The organism is Caballeronia sp. LP006, assembly GCF_031450995.1.
Taxonomy (GTDB): Bacteria; Pseudomonadota; Gammaproteobacteria; order Burkholderiales; family Burkholderiaceae; genus Caballeronia.
Genome location: NZ_JARTVW010000004.1, coordinates 871804 through 889390, shown reverse-complemented (window position 1 = coordinate 889390; position 17587 = coordinate 871804). Strand labels below are relative to the sequence as shown.

Annotated in this window: 16 protein-coding genes; 6 read left to right on the top strand and 10 right to left on the bottom strand. The window is 63.1% G+C overall.

The genetic code is table 11. From position 1 onward, the window contains the following. Window positions 1–21: 21 nt before the first annotated feature. The 3 genes from P9250_RS14170 (at window position 22) to P9250_RS14160 (ending at window position 2085) form a co-directional block, all read left to right on the top strand. A complete protein-coding gene (locus tag P9250_RS14170) occupies window positions 22–783 on the top strand; it encodes an ABC transporter permease (protein WP_250467411.1) in 762 nt (253 codons plus the stop codon). A gap of 46 nt (window positions 784–829) precedes the next feature. Further along, the gene (gene msrB, locus P9250_RS14165) at window positions 830–1330 is read left to right on the top strand and encodes a peptide-methionine (R)-S-oxide reductase MsrB (protein WP_250510246.1); all 501 of its coding nucleotides are present in this window, start codon (window positions 830–832) and stop codon (window positions 1328–1330) included. Between the two features lie 230 nt (window positions 1331–1560). Next, window positions 1561–2085, top strand: a complete 525-nt coding sequence (locus tag P9250_RS14160) for a hypothetical protein (RefSeq protein ID WP_250510245.1) — start codon at window positions 1561–1563, stop codon at window positions 2083–2085. 22 nt (window positions 2086–2107) lie between these two features. On the opposite strand, the gene P9250_RS14155 is transcribed toward P9250_RS14160, so the two are convergent. Beyond that, window positions 2108–3271, bottom strand: coding sequence for a metallophosphoesterase (locus tag P9250_RS14155; RefSeq protein ID WP_250526885.1), 1164 nt, complete (start codon window positions 3269–3271; stop codon window positions 2108–2110). A 214-nt stretch (window positions 3272–3485) separates the two neighbouring features. Between P9250_RS14155 and P9250_RS14150 the strand changes: the two genes are divergently transcribed. Then, on the top strand, window positions 3486–4094 hold the full coding sequence (locus tag P9250_RS14150; protein ID WP_310393612.1) for a hypothetical protein: 609 nt from the start codon (window positions 3486–3488) through the stop codon (window positions 4092–4094). A gap of 55 nt (window positions 4095–4149) precedes the next feature. Here P9250_RS14150 and P9250_RS14145 read toward each other — a convergent pair whose 3' ends face one another. Together P9250_RS14145 and gabT are read right to left on the bottom strand one after the other, a co-directional pair. Beyond that, a complete protein-coding gene (locus P9250_RS14145) occupies window positions 4150–5610 on the bottom strand; it encodes an NAD-dependent succinate-semialdehyde dehydrogenase (RefSeq protein WP_250467406.1) in 1461 nt (486 codons plus the stop codon). Window positions 5611–5671: 61 nt separating this feature from the next. Next, window positions 5672–6997, bottom strand: coding sequence for a 4-aminobutyrate--2-oxoglutarate transaminase (gabT, locus tag P9250_RS14140; protein ID WP_409014882.1), 1326 nt, complete (start codon window positions 6995–6997; stop codon window positions 5672–5674). A 253-nt stretch (window positions 6998–7250) separates the two neighbouring features. Here gabT and P9250_RS14135 point away from each other — a divergent pair, with 253 nt between their 5' ends. Then, window positions 7251–8435 (top strand): M20 aminoacylase family protein, encoded by a 1185-nt coding sequence (locus tag P9250_RS14135; RefSeq protein WP_250467405.1) that lies wholly within the window; start codon window positions 7251–7253, stop codon window positions 8433–8435. Between the two features lie 220 nt (window positions 8436–8655). Here P9250_RS14135 and P9250_RS14130 read toward each other — a convergent pair whose 3' ends face one another. From P9250_RS14130 to P9250_RS14105, 6 genes are all read right to left on the bottom strand, one after another. Continuing rightward, a complete protein-coding gene (locus P9250_RS14130) occupies window positions 8656–10197 on the bottom strand; it encodes a methyl-accepting chemotaxis protein (RefSeq protein ID WP_250467404.1) in 1542 nt (513 codons plus the stop codon). A gap of 125 nt (window positions 10198–10322) precedes the next feature. Then, window positions 10323–10484 carry a hypothetical protein gene (locus tag P9250_RS14125; RefSeq protein WP_244829287.1) on the bottom strand — a complete coding sequence of 54 codons (162 nt, stop codon included), beginning with the start codon at window positions 10482–10484 and terminating at the stop codon, window positions 10323–10325. Between the two features lie 18 nt (window positions 10485–10502). Continuing rightward, window positions 10503–11078, bottom strand: a complete 576-nt coding sequence (locus P9250_RS14120; protein WP_250493613.1) for a glycosyltransferase family 9 protein — start codon at window positions 11076–11078, stop codon at window positions 10503–10505. Window positions 11079–11172: 94 nt separating this feature from the next. Beyond that, a complete protein-coding gene (locus P9250_RS14115; RefSeq protein WP_310393608.1) occupies window positions 11173–13461 on the bottom strand; it encodes an FdhF/YdeP family oxidoreductase in 2289 nt (762 codons plus the stop codon). 162 nt (window positions 13462–13623) lie between these two features. Further along, window positions 13624–14118 (bottom strand): hypothetical protein, encoded by a 495-nt coding sequence (locus tag P9250_RS14110; RefSeq protein WP_250467402.1) that lies wholly within the window; start codon window positions 14116–14118, stop codon window positions 13624–13626. A gap of 164 nt (window positions 14119–14282) precedes the next feature. Further along, the gene (locus P9250_RS14105) at window positions 14283–15782 is read right to left on the bottom strand and encodes a UdgX family uracil-DNA binding protein (protein ID WP_310393606.1); all 1500 of its coding nucleotides are present in this window, start codon (window positions 15780–15782) and stop codon (window positions 14283–14285) included. A 214-nt stretch (window positions 15783–15996) separates the two neighbouring features. Between P9250_RS14105 and P9250_RS14100 the strand changes: the two genes are divergently transcribed. Continuing rightward, on the top strand, window positions 15997–16719 hold the full coding sequence (locus P9250_RS14100) for a glycosyltransferase family 2 protein (RefSeq protein WP_250467400.1): 723 nt from the start codon (window positions 15997–15999) through the stop codon (window positions 16717–16719). A gap of 156 nt (window positions 16720–16875) precedes the next feature. On the opposite strand, the gene P9250_RS14095 is transcribed toward P9250_RS14100, so the two are convergent. Then, a complete protein-coding gene (locus tag P9250_RS14095; RefSeq protein WP_244829295.1) occupies window positions 16876–17463 on the bottom strand; it encodes an NTP transferase domain-containing protein in 588 nt (195 codons plus the stop codon). Window positions 17464–17587: the final 124 nt, after the last annotated feature.

The window sequence follows — 17587 nt, the reverse complement described above, 5'->3', positions numbered from 1 at the left end:
TCCGGTCGACAGGGAGACCACATGAATCTTCACGCAGTACGCGCGATCTATCGCTTCGAAATGGCGCGCGCCGGACGCACGCTCATGCAGAGCATCGTGTCGCCCGTCATTTCCACTTCGCTCTATTTCGTGGTGTTCGGCGCGGCCATCGGCTCGCGCATTCCGCAAGTGGACGGCATCAGCTACGGCGCGTTCATTGTGCCGGGACTCGTCATGCTGTCGCTGCTCACGCAGAGCATCGCGAACGCTTCGTTCGGCATTTACTTTCCGAAGTTCACGGGCACCATCTACGAGCTCTTGTCCGCGCCCGTGTCGTATTTCGAGCTCGTTCTGAGTTACGTCGGCGCGGCGGCGACCAAGTCGATCATTCTCGGGTTGATCATTCTCGCGACTGCGCGGCTCTTCGTGCCGCTGCGGATCGACCATCCATTTTGGATGATCGTGTTTTTGCTGCTGACATCGCTGACGTTCAGCCTGCTCGGATTCATTATTGGCATTTGGGCAGACGGTTTCGAGAAACTTCAGATCATTCCGCTTTTGATTGTCACGCCGCTCACGTTCCTCGGCGGCAGCTTTTATTCGATCAACATCCTGCCGCCGTTTTGGAAAACGGTCGCGCTTTTTAATCCGGTCGTGTATCTCATCAGCGGCTTTCGCTGGAGTTTTTACGGTCTCGCGGATGTTTCCGTAGGCGTAAGCCTTTCGATGACGTTAGTATTTCTGGGCGTGTTCATCGCTATTACGGCGTGGATCTTCAAGACCGGCTATCGCATCAAATCGTAGCGGTTGGCGCCGGCGGGCGTCGTCACCATCAAGAGGCGTTCATCGAATGAAAATCATGAAACGCACTAAACGCACTTTCTTCGGCGCGGTCACGGCCACTTTCACGGGCGGCTCCATTGCCTCGCGCGGCGCGGACACGGCGCTTGCCGACCCGTACGAGATGAACCTGAGCGATGCCGGATGGCGCCGCCGCCTTTCCACTGAACAATATCGCGTGCTCAGGCGCGGCGCAACCGAGCCGCCGAACGCCAGCCCGCTGATCAACGAGCGTCGCAACGGCTCGTTTTTTTGCGCGGGATGCGGATCGCCGCTCTTTGCCTCGTCGGCGAAGTTCGATAGCGGCACCGGATGGCCGAGTTTCTCCATGCCAATCGACGGCGCCGTCGCCACCCGCGCCGATGCAACGCCCGGCTCCCTTCGTCACGAAGTGCTTTGCCGGCGTTGCGGCGGCCATCTCGGGCATGTCTTCGACGACGGCCCGAATCCCACTGGTCTGCGTTACTGCCTGAACGGCGCTGCGCTGCTTTTTCGCCAGACCGAAAGCTGACCTGGCCAAAGCGCGTAGAACGGATACGGTCGCCGGCGCACGCGCCGAACGCTTTGAATTCGCCTTGAAGCAAGGCAAGCCTTTCGCGCATCAAAACGATCGGTGACAAAATTTCGCACTCCGTCTCAATCATCTCGGAGGGTTGACAGGGCAGAATCGAAACAACATCCTCGTCAGGATGTATGCGAGAGAAAGCCTGGCTGGCCTCGCTGACATTGAGAGACTGAGCCATGAAAATCAAAATAATCGACTTCTGCACAGCGTTGCTGATCGGCTCGCTGACTGGCCTATTGAATGGCGGCAATGCGTTTGCTCAACGTCAACCAAGCGCAAAGGTTGCTGCGCTGTCCATCGAAGGCAAGATGCTCGTGCAGATCATCGGCGAGGTAAAAGCTGTCGATCCGGACGCGCATCGCGTCACCGTGGTCAATGCGCAAGGGCAGGAGACGCAATTGAACGTCGGGCAGGAGATGCAGGATCTGAACAAGTTGCCTATTGGCACACGAGTGAATAGCACGGCCCTTCGCGCGGTTACGCTCACGCCCGTCAAAGCGCAGCCTTTGCAGGAAATGCTGCCGGGGCAAACGCAGTTCGTCGGGCAGGTTACGGGCGCCGACAGTGCAACCGGCGTCGTCATGCTGAAGGACGCCAACAGCTTGCCAATCGAGATACGTACAACCCATCCCGGCGACGCTGCCGCGCTCGCATTCGGCGCGACCGTGAAAGTGGTCTGGAAAAGCGTTCCGAAGCGTTGACTCCATGCAGGCCAAGCTCGGTTCAAGCTGCAGGCGCCGCGACCAGCCTCACGCGCGTGATTTCGGAAGGCGCGCCGAGGCGCTTGGGCGGTCCCCAATAGCCCGTTCCTCGACTCGTGTACACCCACAGTCCGTTAAATTTCACGAGACCCGACACGAACGGCTGCTGCAGCTTGACGAAGAAGTTCCACGGAAAAAACTGTCCGCCATGTGTATGCCCCGACAGTTGCAGCGTGAAACCCGCATCGGCGGCGGCGGTCGCGCTGCGTGGCTGATGGGCAAGGAGCACGCGCACGGTGGCATCGGCGGGAGCGCCTTCCATCGCTTTAGCCGGGTCGCTCCGGTGCGCGGGATCGAAGCTGCCCGCGCCGTAATCGGTGACACCGGCGATCACGGCTTGCGCGCCGTCGTGGTTCAGCACCACATGCTGATTGAGCAGCACATTCATGCCAAGCCGCCGGAATTCGACGATCCACTTGTCCGCGCCCGAGTAATACTCGTGATTACCCGTGACGAGGAACGCGCCGTGCCGCGCGCTCAATTCCGCGAGCGGGCGTGTATGAGCAGCGAGGTGCGGCACACTGCCATCGACCACGTCGCCCGTCACCGCGATCAGATCCGGCTGCAACGCATTGACGGCCGCGACGATTCGCTCGACATAGTGCCGCTTGATAGTCGGGCCGACGTGGATATCGCTAATCTGCACGATAGTGAAGCCTTCGAGCGCCGCCGGCAAATTGTCGATGGGCACGTCCACGCTCTTTACCGGCGCGCGCTTTCGCGCGTTGTAAAAGCCGGCGACGGACGAGAGCAACGCGAGCAACGGCACGGCCAGCGCACTCTCGGCAACGAAGCGGGGCGAGCCTATGGGCGTGCCGCGCAGCCAGTCGAACACATGCACGGACAGCAGCACGAGATCGCGCGCGAAGGTCAGCAGCAGGAGCGACGAGAAGAAGCCGAGCGCGGTCAGTCCGAACCAGGCGAGCCGATCCGCAAGCGGTTGCTTTTCGATCGATCGCGCGGACATGCCGAGCGGAATCAAAATCAGCGAGGCGACGAGCAGTGCGCTGGCAAGCGCCTTGAGCGCCGGGCCGACGGGCGCATCGGGAATGAGCCGCACGCCAACGTAGATATGAAAGAGAACACCAATGCCAATGAAGCGGATAAAAAATGCCGAACGTCGCATAACGCCCCTAAAAGGTCAAAAATGCGGCGGGCAAGAATACGCGTGACGCGTCGGCGCGTCGAATATACGCGTCGTTGCCCTTAGCCGGTCCTGTCGATCGATTCTACCGGTTCGGGGCCATATCCGCCGTGGGCGTGCGTCTGGGCGTAGTCGTCTGCATGATATCGTCGAGCGAATTTGTTTGGACTACCGATGTGCAACGAGGAGTGATCAAATGAAATCAGGCTTTCGCGCGCTTTCTCTCTTTCCAATGACGGCAATCGTCGTGGCGTCCGGCACCGCTTTCGCTCAGACCAACGACGCATTGACGAACCAGGCGCGGCAGGTCATCGGCGCGGCGCAGCCTATCCACGTTCAAGCCGTCATCACGGGCATCGACCCGTCGACGCGAACGCTCATCGTGCATGGTCCGCGTGGCGATTCGACAGTGCTCGTCAACAAGGAAGTGACGGGTTTCGATCAGCTTCATATCGGCGACCAGGTCGATGTCCAGTACAAGAACGCTTTGCTTTCGAACGTGGAAAAGGTAACGGGCAAGGATCAGGGCCTGCGCAAGCGCGTGGACACGCAAACCTATTCGCCCGCTTCGGGCGCGAACGGCGCAAGCGGCTTCGATTCATCGCGTCAGGTCGAGATTCTCGCCACGGTCGTGAGGGTCGACAAGAAGCATCACACCGTCACGCTGCGCGGACCGTGGCGCACCGAGACCATGGACCTTCCGCCCGATCTCGCAGCCGACAACCTCAAGAAGGGCGACACCGTGCATGCGGTGTTTGTTTCCGCGGCCGCAGTGAAAGTGACGCCCGTCGCGGCATCGAAATGAGCGAAGGCCCCGGCGTTAAACACGCGCGGGGCCTCCGCTCGGTGCATCGGCTAAATCAGACCTGCAGGCACAGATACTTGATGACGACGTAATCGTCGATACCATAGTGCGAGCCTTCACGGCCCAGTCCCGATTGCTTGACGCCGCCGAACGGCGCGACTTCGTTCGAGATCAGGCCGGTGTTGATTCCGACCATGCCGTATTCGAGCGCTTCCGCCACGCGCCACACGCGTGCAATGTCGCGGCTGTAGAAGTATGCGGCGAGTCCGAATTCGGTGTCGTTGGCCAGGCGAATGGCTTCGTCGTCGGAAGAGAATTTGAAAATCGGCGCGAGCGGGCCGAACGTCTCTTCTTTCGCCACTTGCATGGCCGGCGTGACGCCGGTAAGCACGGTCGGCTGGAAAAAACCGTGGCCGAGCGCATGCCGCTTGCCGCCGGCCGTCAGCGTCGCGCCTTTGGCCAGCGCATCCTCGATATGCGCTTCCACTTTCTTCACCGCCGCTTCGTTGATGAGCGGGCCGAGCAACACGCCGTCGTCCGTGCCGCGTCCAACCTTCAGGTCGCCTACAGCCGTCGCCAGTTTCGCGGCGAACTCGTCGTAGACGCGCTCGTGCACATAGAAGCGATTCGTGCACACGCACGTCTGACCGCTATTGCGATACTTCGATGCAATCGCGCCTTGCACCGCCGCGTCGACATCGGCGTCTTCGAACACGAGGAAGGGCGCGTTGCCACCGAGTTCCAGCGTGACTTTCTTGACCGTGGGCGCGCTTTGCGCCATTAGGAGACGGCCTACCGCCGTCGAGCCTGTGAACGAGAGCTTGCGCACGGTCGGGTTGCCCGTCATTTCGCCACCGATGGCTTTCGGGTCGCCGGTCAGCACGCTCAACACGCCCTTCGGCACGCCCGCGCGCTCCGCTAGCACGGCCAGCGCGAACGCGGAGAAGGGCGTGGCTTCGGCCGGCTTCACGACGATAGGACAGCCCGCCGCCAGCGCCGGACCGACCTTGCGCGTGATCATCGCTGCCGGGAAGTTCCACGGCGTGATCGCCGCGCACACGCCGATTGGTTCCTTCGTCACGACAATGCGCTTGTCCGCGGCGGGCGTGGCGAGCGTGTCGCCCGCCACGCGCTTGCCTTCTTCGGCGAACCATTCGATGAACGAAGCCGCGTAGACGATCTCGCCCTTCGCTTCGGCGAGCGGTTTGCCTTGTTCGGTCGTGAGGATGAGCGCAAGGTCGTCGGCGTTGGCGATCATCAGGTCGTACCAGCGGCGCATGATGACCGCGCGTTCCTTCGCGGTTTTCTTGCGCCACTCGGGCCACGCGGCGTTGGCGGCCGCGATAGCGCGGCGTGTTTCGCTCGCGCCCATTTGCGGAACGGCGCCGAGCGATTCGCCGTTCGATGGATCGAGTACGTCGAAGGTGGCGCCGTCATCGGCTTGCTGCCATTCACCAGCGATATACGACGCGTGACGAAGCAGTGCCGGGTCCTTGAGTTGGTCTTTGAGGCTCATTTGCTTGCGATTCCTTCTTGAGATTTCTGCATTCAGCATACGACGAAGGGGCGAACCGTGCTCAAGCCGCGGCGGCGATGGTTTCGCTCAACACTTCGTCGAGAATGCCGAGGGCTTCGTCGAACACAGGCTCCTGGATAGTGAGGGGAAACAGGAAGCGCACGACGTTGCCATACACGCCGCACACGAGCAGTAACAAACCGCGTTCCAGCGCGCGCGCCTGCACGCGCCTGGCGAAATCGGCATCGGGTTCGTGCGTGCCGGGCTTGCAGAACTCGGCGGCGATCATGGCGCCCGGACCGCGCACATCGGCGATCTGCGGCACGTCCCGACGAATCGCTTCGAGCTTGGCTTTCAGCTTGTCGCCGAGCATGTTGGCGCGTTCGCAGAGTTGCTCTTCGTCGATGATATCGAGCACCGCGTGCGCCGCCGCCACCGCGAGCGGATTGCCCGCGTAAGTGCCGCCGAGACCGCCTGGCGCCGCGCTATCCATGATGTCCGCGCGGCCCACGACGCCCGATAGCGGCATGCCGCCAGCAAGACTCTTCGCGATCGTCATGAGATCGGGAACCACGTCGTAATGCTCCATCGCGAAGAGTTTGCCGGTGCGCGCGAATCCCGTCTGCACCTCGTCGGCGATCAGCAGAATGCCGTGCTCGTCGCAGATCCGGCGCACGCCGCGCACGAAGTCCGCGGGCGCCGGATTGAAGCCGCCTTCGCCTTGCACGGGTTCGAAGATGATCGCCGCGACGCGCTTGGCTTCGATATCCGCCTTGAACAGATGCTCGATGGCGCGCAGCGAGTCCGCCACCGATACGCCGTGCAGCGCGTTGGGAAACGGCGCGTGATAGACGTCGGCGGGGAACGGCCCGAAACCGATCTTGTACGGCGCGACCTTGCCGGTGAGCGCCATGCCCATCATCGTGCGGCCGTGAAAGCCGCCCGTGAAGGCGATCACGCCGGGCCGCCCGGTTGCCGCGCGCGCGATTTTCACGGCGTTTTCGACGGCCTCCGCGCCGGTCGTGAAGAACGCGGTCTTCTTCGGCGCTTGACCGGGCGCACGGGCGCTAATTTTTTCCGCGAGGGAAACGTAAGATTCATAAGGCACGATCTGATAGGCCGTATGTGTGAAGCAGTCGAGTTGCGCGCGCATGGCCTCGACGATCTTAGGATGCCGATGCCCCGTGTTGCACACCGCGATGCCCGTCGCGAAGTCGATGAAGCGGCGGCCTTCGACGTCCCAGAGTTCCGCGTTCTCGGCGCGCGCCGCGTAGAAGTCGCACATCACGCCGACGCCGCGCGGCGTGGCGGCATTCTTGCGGGCCTGAAGGTCCGCGTTGGTGGCCCGAGTGACGTTGGCGGGCGAGGTTTGAGGAAGTTTGGACACGGCGAAGTTCTCCTTGGGGCGCGGCGCGCGGTTGCATCAGTCGGATTCAGAGCCGACTATAGTTAAACTTGGCTCTCCTGGTCAGAGCCATTCCGATGCATCCAATGGAGCCAATTCCACTTGGTTCGCCGCGATCCTAGCGATCGAAATTGGCAAAAAATCGCGCGGAACTGGCACGCGACGCGCGACTGGAGGATCATGTGCGCCGTTCGTGTTTCCGTTTTCCGTTTCGATTCAGCCAAGGTTCCTGCAAATGACCCGACTCTTCACCGAACTCGCCGATCTTTCCGACGATGCGCCCGCGTTGCGCGAGATCCGTCACGACATCCACCGTCATCCCGAACTCTCGTTCGAGGAGACGCGCACCTCGGCGCTCGTCGCGCAGAAGCTCGAAGAGTGGGGCTGGGAAGTGAGCCGGGGCATCGCCGGAACGGGTGTCGTCGGCACGCTGACGGCGGGCGATGGCACGAAGCGCATCGGCCTGCGCGCCGACATGGACGCGCTGCCGATTCACGAGCAGACCGGCAAGCCGTACGCGAGCGAGTCGCCGGGCAAGATGCACGCGTGCGGCCACGACGGCCATACGACCATGCTGCTCGGTGCGGCACGGCATCTAGCGCGCACGCGGCGTTTCAATGGCACGGTGCATCTGTATTTTCAACCGGCGGAAGAGCACGGTTTGCCGAGCGGCGCGCAACGCATGATCGCGGAGGGGCTCTTCGAGCGCTTTCCTTGCGATGCCGTATTCGGCGTGCACAACCATCCTGGCGTCGCGCCCGGCACATTCCTGTTTCGCAAGGGGCCGTTCATGGCGGCGTGTGATCAGGTGTCGATCGAGATCGAAGGCGTGGGCGGGCATGCGGCGCGTCCGCATTTGAGCGTCGATCCGGTGGTGGTGACGGCGAGCATCGTGATGGCTTTGCAGACTATCGTCGCGCGCAATGTCGATCCCGCGCAACCGGCCGTCGTCACGGTCGGCTCGATGCACGCGGGCACGGTCAACAACGTGATTCCGAATCGCGCGACGCTCGAACTGTCGGTGCGCTCGTTCAGCAAGCCGGTGCGTGAGTTGCTCAAGCGCCGTATCTGCGAACTCGTGGATGCGCAGGCGGCGAGCTACGGCGCAAAGGCGACGATCAAGTATCTGGAAGGCTATCCGGTGGTCGTCAATTCGGATGCCGAAACGGAATTCGCGGCGCAGGTGGCGCGCGAGTTGGTGGGTGCCGAGCACGTGGTCGACCACACGGATTTGCTCATGGGCAGCGAGGACTTCGCGTTCATGCTGCAGGCGCGGCCGGGGACGTTTTTGCGCATCGGCAACGGCGCGGGCGAGGACGGTTGCATGGTTCACAACCCGCACTACGATTTCAACGACAGGAATCTGCCGGTCGGGGCGGCTTATTGGGCGCGATTGGTGGAGCGGTTTTTGGAGCAATGAGCAGCCGACGATCCAAAACCGCACCACGATTTCGGTGACGAGAATCTGCTGGTCGGAACGGCTTATCGAGCGTGGTTCGTGGAGCAGTTTAAGAAGAGTAAGCGGCCGATAATTCAGCCTTGGAAGCGATCGCCGTCACTATGCAAGCGACGGCGATACTCGCTTCGGCCATTCAAGAAGCAGCGCAACCATACCTCGACCATCCGCGCCGATCCAGTCCTCAAGCCGGCAAATGAAAACTGCCGATTGCCTCCCGCAACCCATCCACCTGATCCTTCAACGAATGCGCCGCAGCCGCTGCTTCTTCCACTAGCGCCGCGTTCTGCTGCGTGACCTGATCCATCTCGACGACTGCGCGATTCACCTGCTCGATGCCCGCGCTTTGCTCGCGCGATGCATTGCTGATCTCATCGAGAATCTCGTTCACACGACGCACCGACGACACGATCTCGCCCATCGTCGAACCGGCGTTCGTCACGAGCGACGCGCCTTCCTGCACCGTATGCGTCGACGTCTCGATCAGCGCCTTGATCTCCTTGGCCGCCGTCGCCGAACGTTGCGCGAGGCTGCGCACTTCCGCCGCCACGACCGCAAAGCCGCGTCCTTGTTCGCCCGCGCGCGCCGCTTCGACCGCCGCGTTCAACGCCAGGATGTTGGTCTGGAACGCAATGCCATCGATCACGCCGATAATGTCGCCAATCTGTTGCGAGCTTGCCGTGATACGCGTCATCGTGTTGATGACTTCGTCCACCACGCCGCTGCCGCGCGTCGCGACATCGGCGGCCTGACCCGCAAGGCGCGCGGCCTGCGCGGCGCTCTCGGCGTTGTTCTTCACGTTGGCCGTCATCTGGTCCATGCTTGATGCGGTCTCGACCAGCGCGGCCGCTTGCTCCTCGGTGCGCTGCGACAGATCGGTGTTGCCCGCCGCGATTTCCGACGCGCCCACGTTGATGTTTTCCGTGCCGTTACGCACACGCGACACCGTCTCGACAAGGCCGAGCTGCATCACCGAAAGCGCGTGCAGGAGGCTCGATGTATCGCCGGCACGCACCGGCACGGCGGCCGTCAGATCGCCACGCGCAATGCGATGCGCTGCATCCACCGCGAGTTCCAGTTCGCCGCCCAGATTGCGCTTGATGCTGCGCAGAACGACGAGCATCGCGGCCGTCGCGATGGCGCCGAGCAGCATCGTGATGGCAAGCCAGCGCAGTGCGCTTGCATAGAACGCGCTCTGCACGTCGTCCATATACATGCCGGTGACGACATACCAGTCCCACTGGCCGAAACGCTGCGCATACGAGAGCTTCGCCACGGGCTTGTCGCTGCCTGGCTTCGACCACAGATAGCTGATGAAACCGCCGTCCGGCTGATCGCCCGCCTTGACGATATCGACGAACAAGTGATTGCCCGCCGGGTCGGTGTACCCCGAAAGATCCTGCCCGTTCATGGCGGGCTTGATCGGGTGCATGACCATTTTCGGCTTCGAATCGTTGATGGAAAGATAGCCATCCTTGCCGTAGCGGATCGCGCCGATGACATCCAGCGCGCGCTTCTTGGCTTCTTCTTCGGTGAGGGTCTTGTTGGCGGCGAGCGCCGCGAAGTGCGTGACGACGGCATGTGCCTCGCCGACCAGCGTCTTCAACTGTTCCTTGCGATCCTCGATCATCGATGTGCGGTTCTGCCACGCTCCGATAATGCCGATCGCAATCAAACCTATCCACAGCACGGCGATCATCGAGCCGAGCTTTTTGTTCAACGTCATTCCATTCATTTGTGCGCCCCGCAGTCTTTTTACGTTGTCCTAGACGGTGCGGCGACGCGCGCGCCGCCGCATGCCCCTCTTACGGCATACGGCGCGGCAAATGTAGGGTGGGGGTTTCCCCGGTGTCAGAAACGCCGGATCGGGTCCTTGTCCGGCGGGGCATCGGGATGCTGCGGCTCGTCCGGGCGATGCCCCGGCGACGGCGGCGTGAGCGGATCGGCTTCCGGATCGCGGTTCGGATCGGCGATCGGATCGGGAACGGGACTGGTTTGCAGATCGAATTTCATGGGAATTCCCGAATGGCGTCAGGCCGCGTCGTGTTCGACCGGCATGTGCAGTGTGAAGGGCGTGCCAGGGTGCGCGCGCCGCGTATCCGACAGTTCGGCGCGTGCCCGTTCGATGATGGCCTCGCTGTCCGTGCCGCGCGGATGCTCGTCGAGCACGATATGCGGCGTGCCGAGCGCACGTGCGGCGGCGGCGGGCGAAGGCGCGATGGCATCGTCGGAAAGGAGCAGGCGGGCGTCGGCGATCAGGCGCGGCAACGTGCGCGGCGCCACGGCGCCGGCCAGAAAAAGCGCGGCGGTTTGCATCGCGCCCAGGACGCCGGCCGTGCGCTCCGGATCGGGCGCGTCGCCGATGATCGCGATCTGCCAGCCGTCGGCGGTCAACTGATCGGCAACGTCGGCGTATTGCTGCGCGGACCACGCGGGCGTCGTCTTGTGGCTGCCGGGATGAATCAGCACCAGACGCTCGCGCTCGATGCCATGAAACGCCACGAGTTCGTCATATTGGGCGTCGGACAACGGCGAAGCGGCAGGCGAGTCCGCAATCAGCGAAGGCGCCAGGTCGTCGATCAGGGGAGAAAACGGGTTGGCTCGCATCTGCGCTCCTGCAAGGCCGTGGCCTCGATGGAAAAATCGTGAAGTCGGCCAAGCGCGAGCACGGGACATGCCCGGCCGCCCCTCACGCCGGGATTTACGTCGCGCGCACGCGCACCGGAACTGCCTTCGCCGCAGGCACCTTGCTGCGTTTCGCGTGGTGCGCAAGCGGAATCAGCGGATTGCATTCCGGGTAATAGCCCATCGCGCAGCCGGCCGGGATATCGAATGCATGGGCCCGCAATCCGTCGATACTGCGCGTCACGTCATCGCTGGATACCGTTGTCACGGTGATCGTCTGATCTTCCGCGATGTTCAGCCGCGCCATGTCGTCACGGTTCATCAACAGCACGTCTCGGGTATTGAAGACGCCGCGAAAGCGATCGTCAAGCCCGTACACGGTCGTATTGAACTGGCTGTCGCCGCGCGTGGTCATGAGCCGCAAGGTGCGCTCGCCTTCGAAAGACATGTCCGGATCTTCGCCCATGCCCTCCGGCGTGATGAAATTCGCCTTGCCGTTCTTCGTCTTCCACTCGCGTTTGGCCGCTGGAATCGGCCGATGAAAGCCGCCCGGCTGCGACATGCGTGCGTTGAATTCCTTGAACTGATCGGGGTAAGTCTTCTCGATCGCCTCGCGCACCAGCGAATAATCGGCCGTCCAGGCGTCCCAGTCGACCTTGCCGCGACGTCCTTGCAGCGTGGCCTTGGCCAGTCCCGCGACGATCGCGGGCTCCGACAGCAACGTCTTGCTCGCGGGTTCCGCGAAGCCCTTCGACGCATGGACGCACGCGGTGCTGTCCTCGACCGTGACGATCTGCGGGCCGCTCGCCTGCTGATCCACCTCGATACGCCCGATGCAAGGCAGCAGATATGCCGCACGCCCGTGCAGCAGATGGCTGCGGTTCAGGTGCGTGGCAATTTGCACCGTCAGCGGCACGTTTTGCCACGCCGGTTCCAGTACGTGATGATCGGGCGTCGCGCGCGCGAAATTGCCGCCGAGGCTGATGAACGCATCGAGTTCGCCGTCGCGCAGCGCCGCGCAGGCATCGACGGTGGACATGCCCTCGTCGCGCGGCGGCTCGAACGCGTACATTTCCGCGAGCTTGTCGAGCGGCACGAGCGCCGGCTTCTCCGTGATCCCGACCGTGCGCTGACCCTGCACGTTGGAATGGCCGCGAATCGGGCAGATACCCGCGCCCGGCTTGCCGATGTTCCCGCCGAGCAGCATCAGATTCGTCAGCATCTGCACGGCGAGCACGCCTTCGCGATGCTGCGTGATGCCCATGCCGTAGAGAATCATCACGGCTTTGGCCCGCGCATATTCGGCGGCGGCTGCTTCGAGCGCGGCGCGCTTCAGGCCCGATTGCGTTTCGATGTCGCTCCAGTCGGCGGCGCGCATCGCGGCGGCGAAGGTATCGAAGCCGTGCGTGTGTTCGGCGATAAAGGCGGCGTCCAGCACGCGCGGCGTCTGGTTTTCTTGCGCCAGGTCGTCCGCTTCGATCAGCGCCTTGCACAAGCCCGTGACCGCGGCAATGTCGCCGCCGATCTTCAGTTGCAGATATTGCGTGCTGATGGCGGTCTGGATCGGCGACAGCATTTCCACCGGCGACTGCGGATTCGCGAAGCTCACGAGCCCGCGTTCCTTGATCGGGTTGAAGGTGATGATGCGCGCGCCGCGCTTTCTCGCTTCCTGCAAGGGATGCAGCATGCGCGGCGCATTCGTGCCCGTGTTGTGCCCGAAGAAGAAAAAGCAGTCGGTGTGCTCGAAGTCGTCGAGCGTCACGGTGCCGACCGGCGCGCCGATGGTCTCCGGCAGCGCCACCGACGTGCTCTCGTGGCACATGTTCGAACTGTCCGGCAGATTGTTCGTGCCGTAAAGCCGCGCGAACAACTGGAACATGTACGACGTTTCGAGCGATGCGCGCCCCGACGTGTAGAAGACGCTGCGCTTCGGCCTGGCGTCGCGCAGCATCGCGCCGATTTCGTCGAAAGCCTGTTGCCACGGAACCGGCACGTAACGGTCGGTGGCGGCGTCGTAACGCATTGGCTCGGTCAGGCGGCCTTGCGATTCGAGCTCGAAATCGGTCCACGCCGTCAATCCCGCGAGCGTGTGATGCGCAAAAAAATCCTGATCGATCCGCTTCTTCGTCAATTCCCACGCGGTTGCCCGCGCGCCGTTCTCGCAAAATTCAAAGAGATGCGGATCGGCCGGCTTCGCCCACGAACAGCTCACGCACGCAAAGCCGTCCGGCTTGTTCTGATGCAGAAGAATGCGCGCGCCGTTGAGCGCGACGTGTTCGTTGACGAGTGCCGAGGTAACTGCCTTGACCGATCCCCAGCCGCCCGCCGGGTGATCGTACTTTTCGATATGCGGCAGTTTGCTCATGCTTGGCCTCTCCCGTGAATGGTCCGTTCGCTTCACATTCAGCAAGAAACAGGCACAGCGGCGCGCTTTCAATGAAAAGAAAGCCGCCGCCCTGCATGGGCAAGGCGGCGGCTTTTCGGTTCACTTTTTGTCCTGGCGCGGGTGCCGGGACTTATCTTCCGGTCAGGTTTCCGGATTACCGTCTTCTGCCGGTAGCGTCTTCGGAATGAAGGCTTCGGCGCGGCGGCGAATGTCGTCCACCTCGCCGGTCACGAAAGTGCGGTTGTCGGCGGCGAGCGCTTGCTGATACTGCGCGCCTTCCGGCACGCGATGCAAAAGCGCGCGCAATTCGCCCTGCGTGGTTTGTTCGACCGGCTCGAAGCTGTAAAGCCCGAGCATGAGTTCGGCGCGCTCGTGCAGCAGAAAGAGGCACGAGGCAAAAACGCCGACCGCGATCACTTCCTGCACGCCAAAGCGGAATTCCTGCTGCACCGACGAAAACGGCAGCCACGCGACGACCAACAAGCCCAGAAGCGCCAGCACGATGGTCGCGTTCAGGAACATGCCGGCGCGGGCAATGACGCGCTCGCGCTCGGTTTGCAACTGCCCGGCCGATTTCGGCACGAGCGCGGTGATGGATTGTTGTTGGCGGAGTGCTTCGAGGGGAAGAGCGGCCATGGATGTGTCGTCGGAACGATTCGTGAGTGAGCGCCAACAGGCAAAGAGCGGCGCGACACGGGTATAACGCATGGCTTACAGGAAGGTTGACGGCGCTTTCGTCTTGTTGCGTCCTGTTTCTTCTCGTTGCAATTGGGGTTTGTGATACGCGGCTTGCACCGATGCTAGCGCGTCCGATCCTTCACCGGCGTGCGGATGGTCGCGGTACCTTCGGCGATCTGCCGCGCGAACACGAGCGCCTCGACGATGGTGCCGAACACTTCGCCGCGAATCTTTTCGTCGGTCAGCCGCAGCAAATACGACGGATGATAGGTCGGCACCACGATGCGCCCCTTGTGCTCGATGGTCTTGCCGAGATACTCGGACAGCGCCGTGCGATGCCCCGTCAGCGCCTTGAGCGCGGTGGCGCCAAGCGCCACGACCACTTTCGGCGCGATCCGCGTCAGTTCCTCCTCCAGCCAGAACCGGCAGGCCTCGCGTTCGCGCTGTCCGGGCGCAACGTGCTGCCGCTCATCGCCATGCGGGTCGAATTTGAAGTGCTTCACCGCGTTGGTCAGATAAAGCGTTTCGCGCGCGAGTTGCGCCTCGCCGATGGCCTCGTCCAGCAGCTTGCCCGCCGGACCGACGAACGGCTTGCCTTCGCGGTCTTCGTTATCGCCAGGCTGCTCGCCGACCAGCATGACGCGCGCGTTCGCCGGACCGATTCCGGGCACGGCCTGCGTCGCGTTGCGCCAGAGCGAACAGCGCTTGCACGCGTCGAGCGAGGGCGGCTCCTTCAGCGACGTGCCCTGAAGCGGCTCCAGATCCGTGTTGAGGGCCACTTCCATGTCCGCGGGAACGTTGCGCGGATGCCGGTCGCGCCGCGAATAAGGATCGGCGCGCGAGATCAGCGTGGGATCGGCGCGCTGGTTTTCCGGGCTCTTCCAGTAGCGCACCGGCATGTGCGATGCCACTTCGGCGGCATTTTCCACCGCCGACGTAAAGGTGCTTTCGTAATAAGCGAGCCACAGCGCTTCGATGGCGTCTCCGCTCACGGCCTCGCCGCTCATCGCGGTATCGCCGAAATCCATTGGTTTTTCTTCCGGGTCGCTCGTGCGATCCACCCGCAGCAGCGCGCCGTCCCAGAAGGCCGCGCCGTGCGGCGTCGCGATCATCCACGTGGCGCTGCCCATGCGTGTGGCGAAGTGCATGGCGGCGTGCTCCAACAGGTCATGCACGGGCTCGCACCAGCTGATGAACTCGGGCGGTCCGAGCGACGAATCGCGATGCCTGAAGCGCAGCACGCGACGCATCTCGTTTTCCTCGGCCTCCACGGCTTCGATCATGTGTCGCAGGCGCTGCCCGTCGGGATCGTCCGGCGATACGACCGCGCGATCGCCCTGGGTCCAGCGCCACAGCACCTTGTAGAGAAACATCCAGCGGGCCGGCGTGCGATAGCAGGCGGCCGTTGCCAGCATCGCGAGGAATTCGCGGGCGATCTTCACGGGCTTGGGCGCGTCGGGGTTCTCGGGGCCGGGCGGCGGTCCGTCGATGCTGCCGAACACGGTTGCCGAGGAATCCGATTCCAGCCATACGACGTCTTCCGGCCGCGCGCCTTCCATGAGGAGCGTGCGCGCGGCGGAGCGCCAGGCGGCGAAGGACGGATCGAAGACGACGCTTTTCATCGCAGAGAGGAAGCCGGAAGGAACGAAAAGTACTGTATATCCATACAGTGAATTCTATCGGCGCTTCGGCTTTTGGGGCAACTTTTTTGGGATGGTCGTGCCCTTAAGAGCGGTTGCGACCCTTGCCGCGTGCGCATGGGTACACCCATTGCTGTACCTCGAAACAATCGCGGCTTTGACTGCCGATGAACCACAAAATCAAAACGGAGTCGACATGCTTGCCATAGTCATCCCTGCTCATAACGAAGCTGCGCATATCGGCGCGTGCGTGACTGCCGCCCGGCGCGCGGCGGACCATCATCAATTGCTGGGAGAAGAAGTGCGCGTGATCGTCGTGCTCGACAGTTGCAGCGACGAGACGGGCGAAATCGCCTCCGCACTCGGCGCGCACGTCACGAGTATCGACGCGCGCAATGTCGGCATCGCGCGGGCGCATGGCGCGGAGCGGGCGCTTGCGCTCGGCGCGCGCTGGCTCGCCTTCACCGACGCCGACACGACCGTCGCCGACGACTGGCTCTCGCGCCAGCTCGACTGCTGCGCGGATGCGGTGTGCGGCGTGATCGGCGTGCATGACTGGTCGCCACATCTTGGCGCGGTGCAGGAGCATTTCGGCCGTACTTATACGGATGCGGACGGGCATCGCCATATCCACGGCGCGAATCTCGGCGTCTCGGCACGGGCTTATTTGCAGGCAGGCGGTTTTCCGCCGCTCGAATCCAGCGAGGATGTCGCGCTCGTCGAAGCGTTGATCGAAACGGGCGCGCACATCGAGTGGAGCGCGGCGCCGCGCGTGGTGACGAGCGCGCGTACCGATTTCAAGGCGAAGAAGGGCTTCGGCGCGACGCTGGTGGAAGTGAGCCGGCGTTATCTGAGCGCGAACGTCAATGCCAACGCGGACGTGGCAGGCCCGGCGGATGTAACGGCGATCGCCGCGTAGGCGTTATTGCGAGGTCGACGGCGCGGGCAAGCGCCGTCGTTCGGATGCGGTGCATTGGAGAGCATGACGGCGATTGCCGCAGAAATATCGACGACGGCCGAGGCATGTCCATGCCCGCGCTCGTTGTGCATGACTCCACGTAACAAAGCGACTGCGTCAACCGTCCGATAAATCGCCAGGCAAGTCCACGTCACGCAGCACGTTCCGGTCATTCACTTCGATGACCGTCGGCTTTTCCATGGCGAAGATGCCGCGCGCGCCTGCGTCGCCATCGAGCGTGGCGAGCGCCGCGCCGTACTCGATGCCAAACCCCACCGGATGTCCCCGCGTGCCGCGATAAAACGGCGCGACGAGCCGCGCGCCTGCGTCGAGCGGACGCGCGACGGCTTCGATGGTCGCGGGCTCGATCCACGGCATGTCGCCGAGCGCGACAAGCCAGCCTTCCGCGTCAGCGGTGGCGCGTACGGCCACGGCGAGCGTCGCGCCCATGCCGCGCTCGGCATCGATGCTGAAAATGACCTTGCAGCCGGCTTCGTTCAGCACTTCCGCCAACTTTTCCGCGCCCGGCCGAACCACCGCGATCACGCTCGAAGCAACCGAAAGCAGCCTGCGCGCCGACTGAAACACGACCGGCGTGCCGTTCGGCAAGGGCGCCAGCAGCTTGTTGTGAAGGCCGGAAGGATCGAAGCGGGTGCCGAGCCCTGCTGCCAGCAGGATGCCGGTCGCGCTTGACGAGTAGGTCATCGGTGCGGCTCGCGTGGGGAAGAGGATCGATTGTGCAGCGCGTCGATAGTCGCCGCAAGCGTCAAAAAAATCCGCGCGGCGCAATGTGCATTCGTGCCATTGAGCGCCGCGCGGACCTTTTCTT

What these genes read in the sequence shown, in the direction of transcription:
- P9250_RS14135 (WP_250467405.1), top strand. Translation starts at nt 7,251, where the DNA reads ATGACCCGACTCTTCACCGAACTCGCCGATCTTTCCGACGATGCGCCC.
- msrB (WP_250510246.1), top strand. Translation starts at nt 830, where the DNA reads ATGAAAATCATGAAACGCACTAAACGCACTTTCTTCGGCGCGGTCACG.
- P9250_RS14125 (WP_244829287.1), bottom strand. Translation starts at nt 10,484, where the DNA reads ATGAAATTCGATCTGCAAACCAGTCCCGTTCCCGATCCGATCGCCGAT.
- P9250_RS14130 (WP_250467404.1), bottom strand. Translation starts at nt 10,197, where the DNA reads ATGACGTTGAACAAAAAGCTCGGCTCGATGATCGCCGTGCTGTGGATA.
- P9250_RS14170 (WP_250467411.1), top strand. Translation starts at nt 22, where the DNA reads ATGAATCTTCACGCAGTACGCGCGATCTATCGCTTCGAAATGGCGCGC.
- P9250_RS14095 (WP_244829295.1), bottom strand. Translation starts at nt 17,463, where the DNA reads ATGACCTACTCGTCAAGCGCGACCGGCATCCTGCTGGCAGCAGGGCTC.
- P9250_RS14120 (WP_250493613.1), bottom strand. Translation starts at nt 11,078, where the DNA reads ATGCGAGCCAACCCGTTTTCTCCCCTGATCGACGACCTGGCGCCTTCG.
- P9250_RS14160 (WP_250510245.1), top strand. Translation starts at nt 1,561, where the DNA reads ATGAAAATCAAAATAATCGACTTCTGCACAGCGTTGCTGATCGGCTCG.
- P9250_RS14115 (WP_310393608.1), bottom strand. Translation starts at nt 13,461, where the DNA reads ATGAGCAAACTGCCGCATATCGAAAAGTACGATCACCCGGCGGGCGGC.
- P9250_RS14150 (WP_310393612.1), top strand. Translation starts at nt 3,486, where the DNA reads ATGAAATCAGGCTTTCGCGCGCTTTCTCTCTTTCCAATGACGGCAATC.
- P9250_RS14100 (WP_250467400.1), top strand. Translation starts at nt 15,997, where the DNA reads ATGCTTGCCATAGTCATCCCTGCTCATAACGAAGCTGCGCATATCGGC.
- P9250_RS14155 (WP_250526885.1), bottom strand. Translation starts at nt 3,271, where the DNA reads ATGCGACGTTCGGCATTTTTTATCCGCTTCATTGGCATTGGTGTTCTC.
- P9250_RS14110 (WP_250467402.1), bottom strand. Translation starts at nt 14,118, where the DNA reads ATGGCCGCTCTTCCCCTCGAAGCACTCCGCCAACAACAATCCATCACC.
- P9250_RS14105 (WP_310393606.1), bottom strand. Translation starts at nt 15,782, where the DNA reads ATGAAAAGCGTCGTCTTCGATCCGTCCTTCGCCGCCTGGCGCTCCGCC.
- P9250_RS14145 (WP_250467406.1), bottom strand. Translation starts at nt 5,610, where the DNA reads ATGAGCCTCAAAGACCAACTCAAGGACCCGGCACTGCTTCGTCACGCG.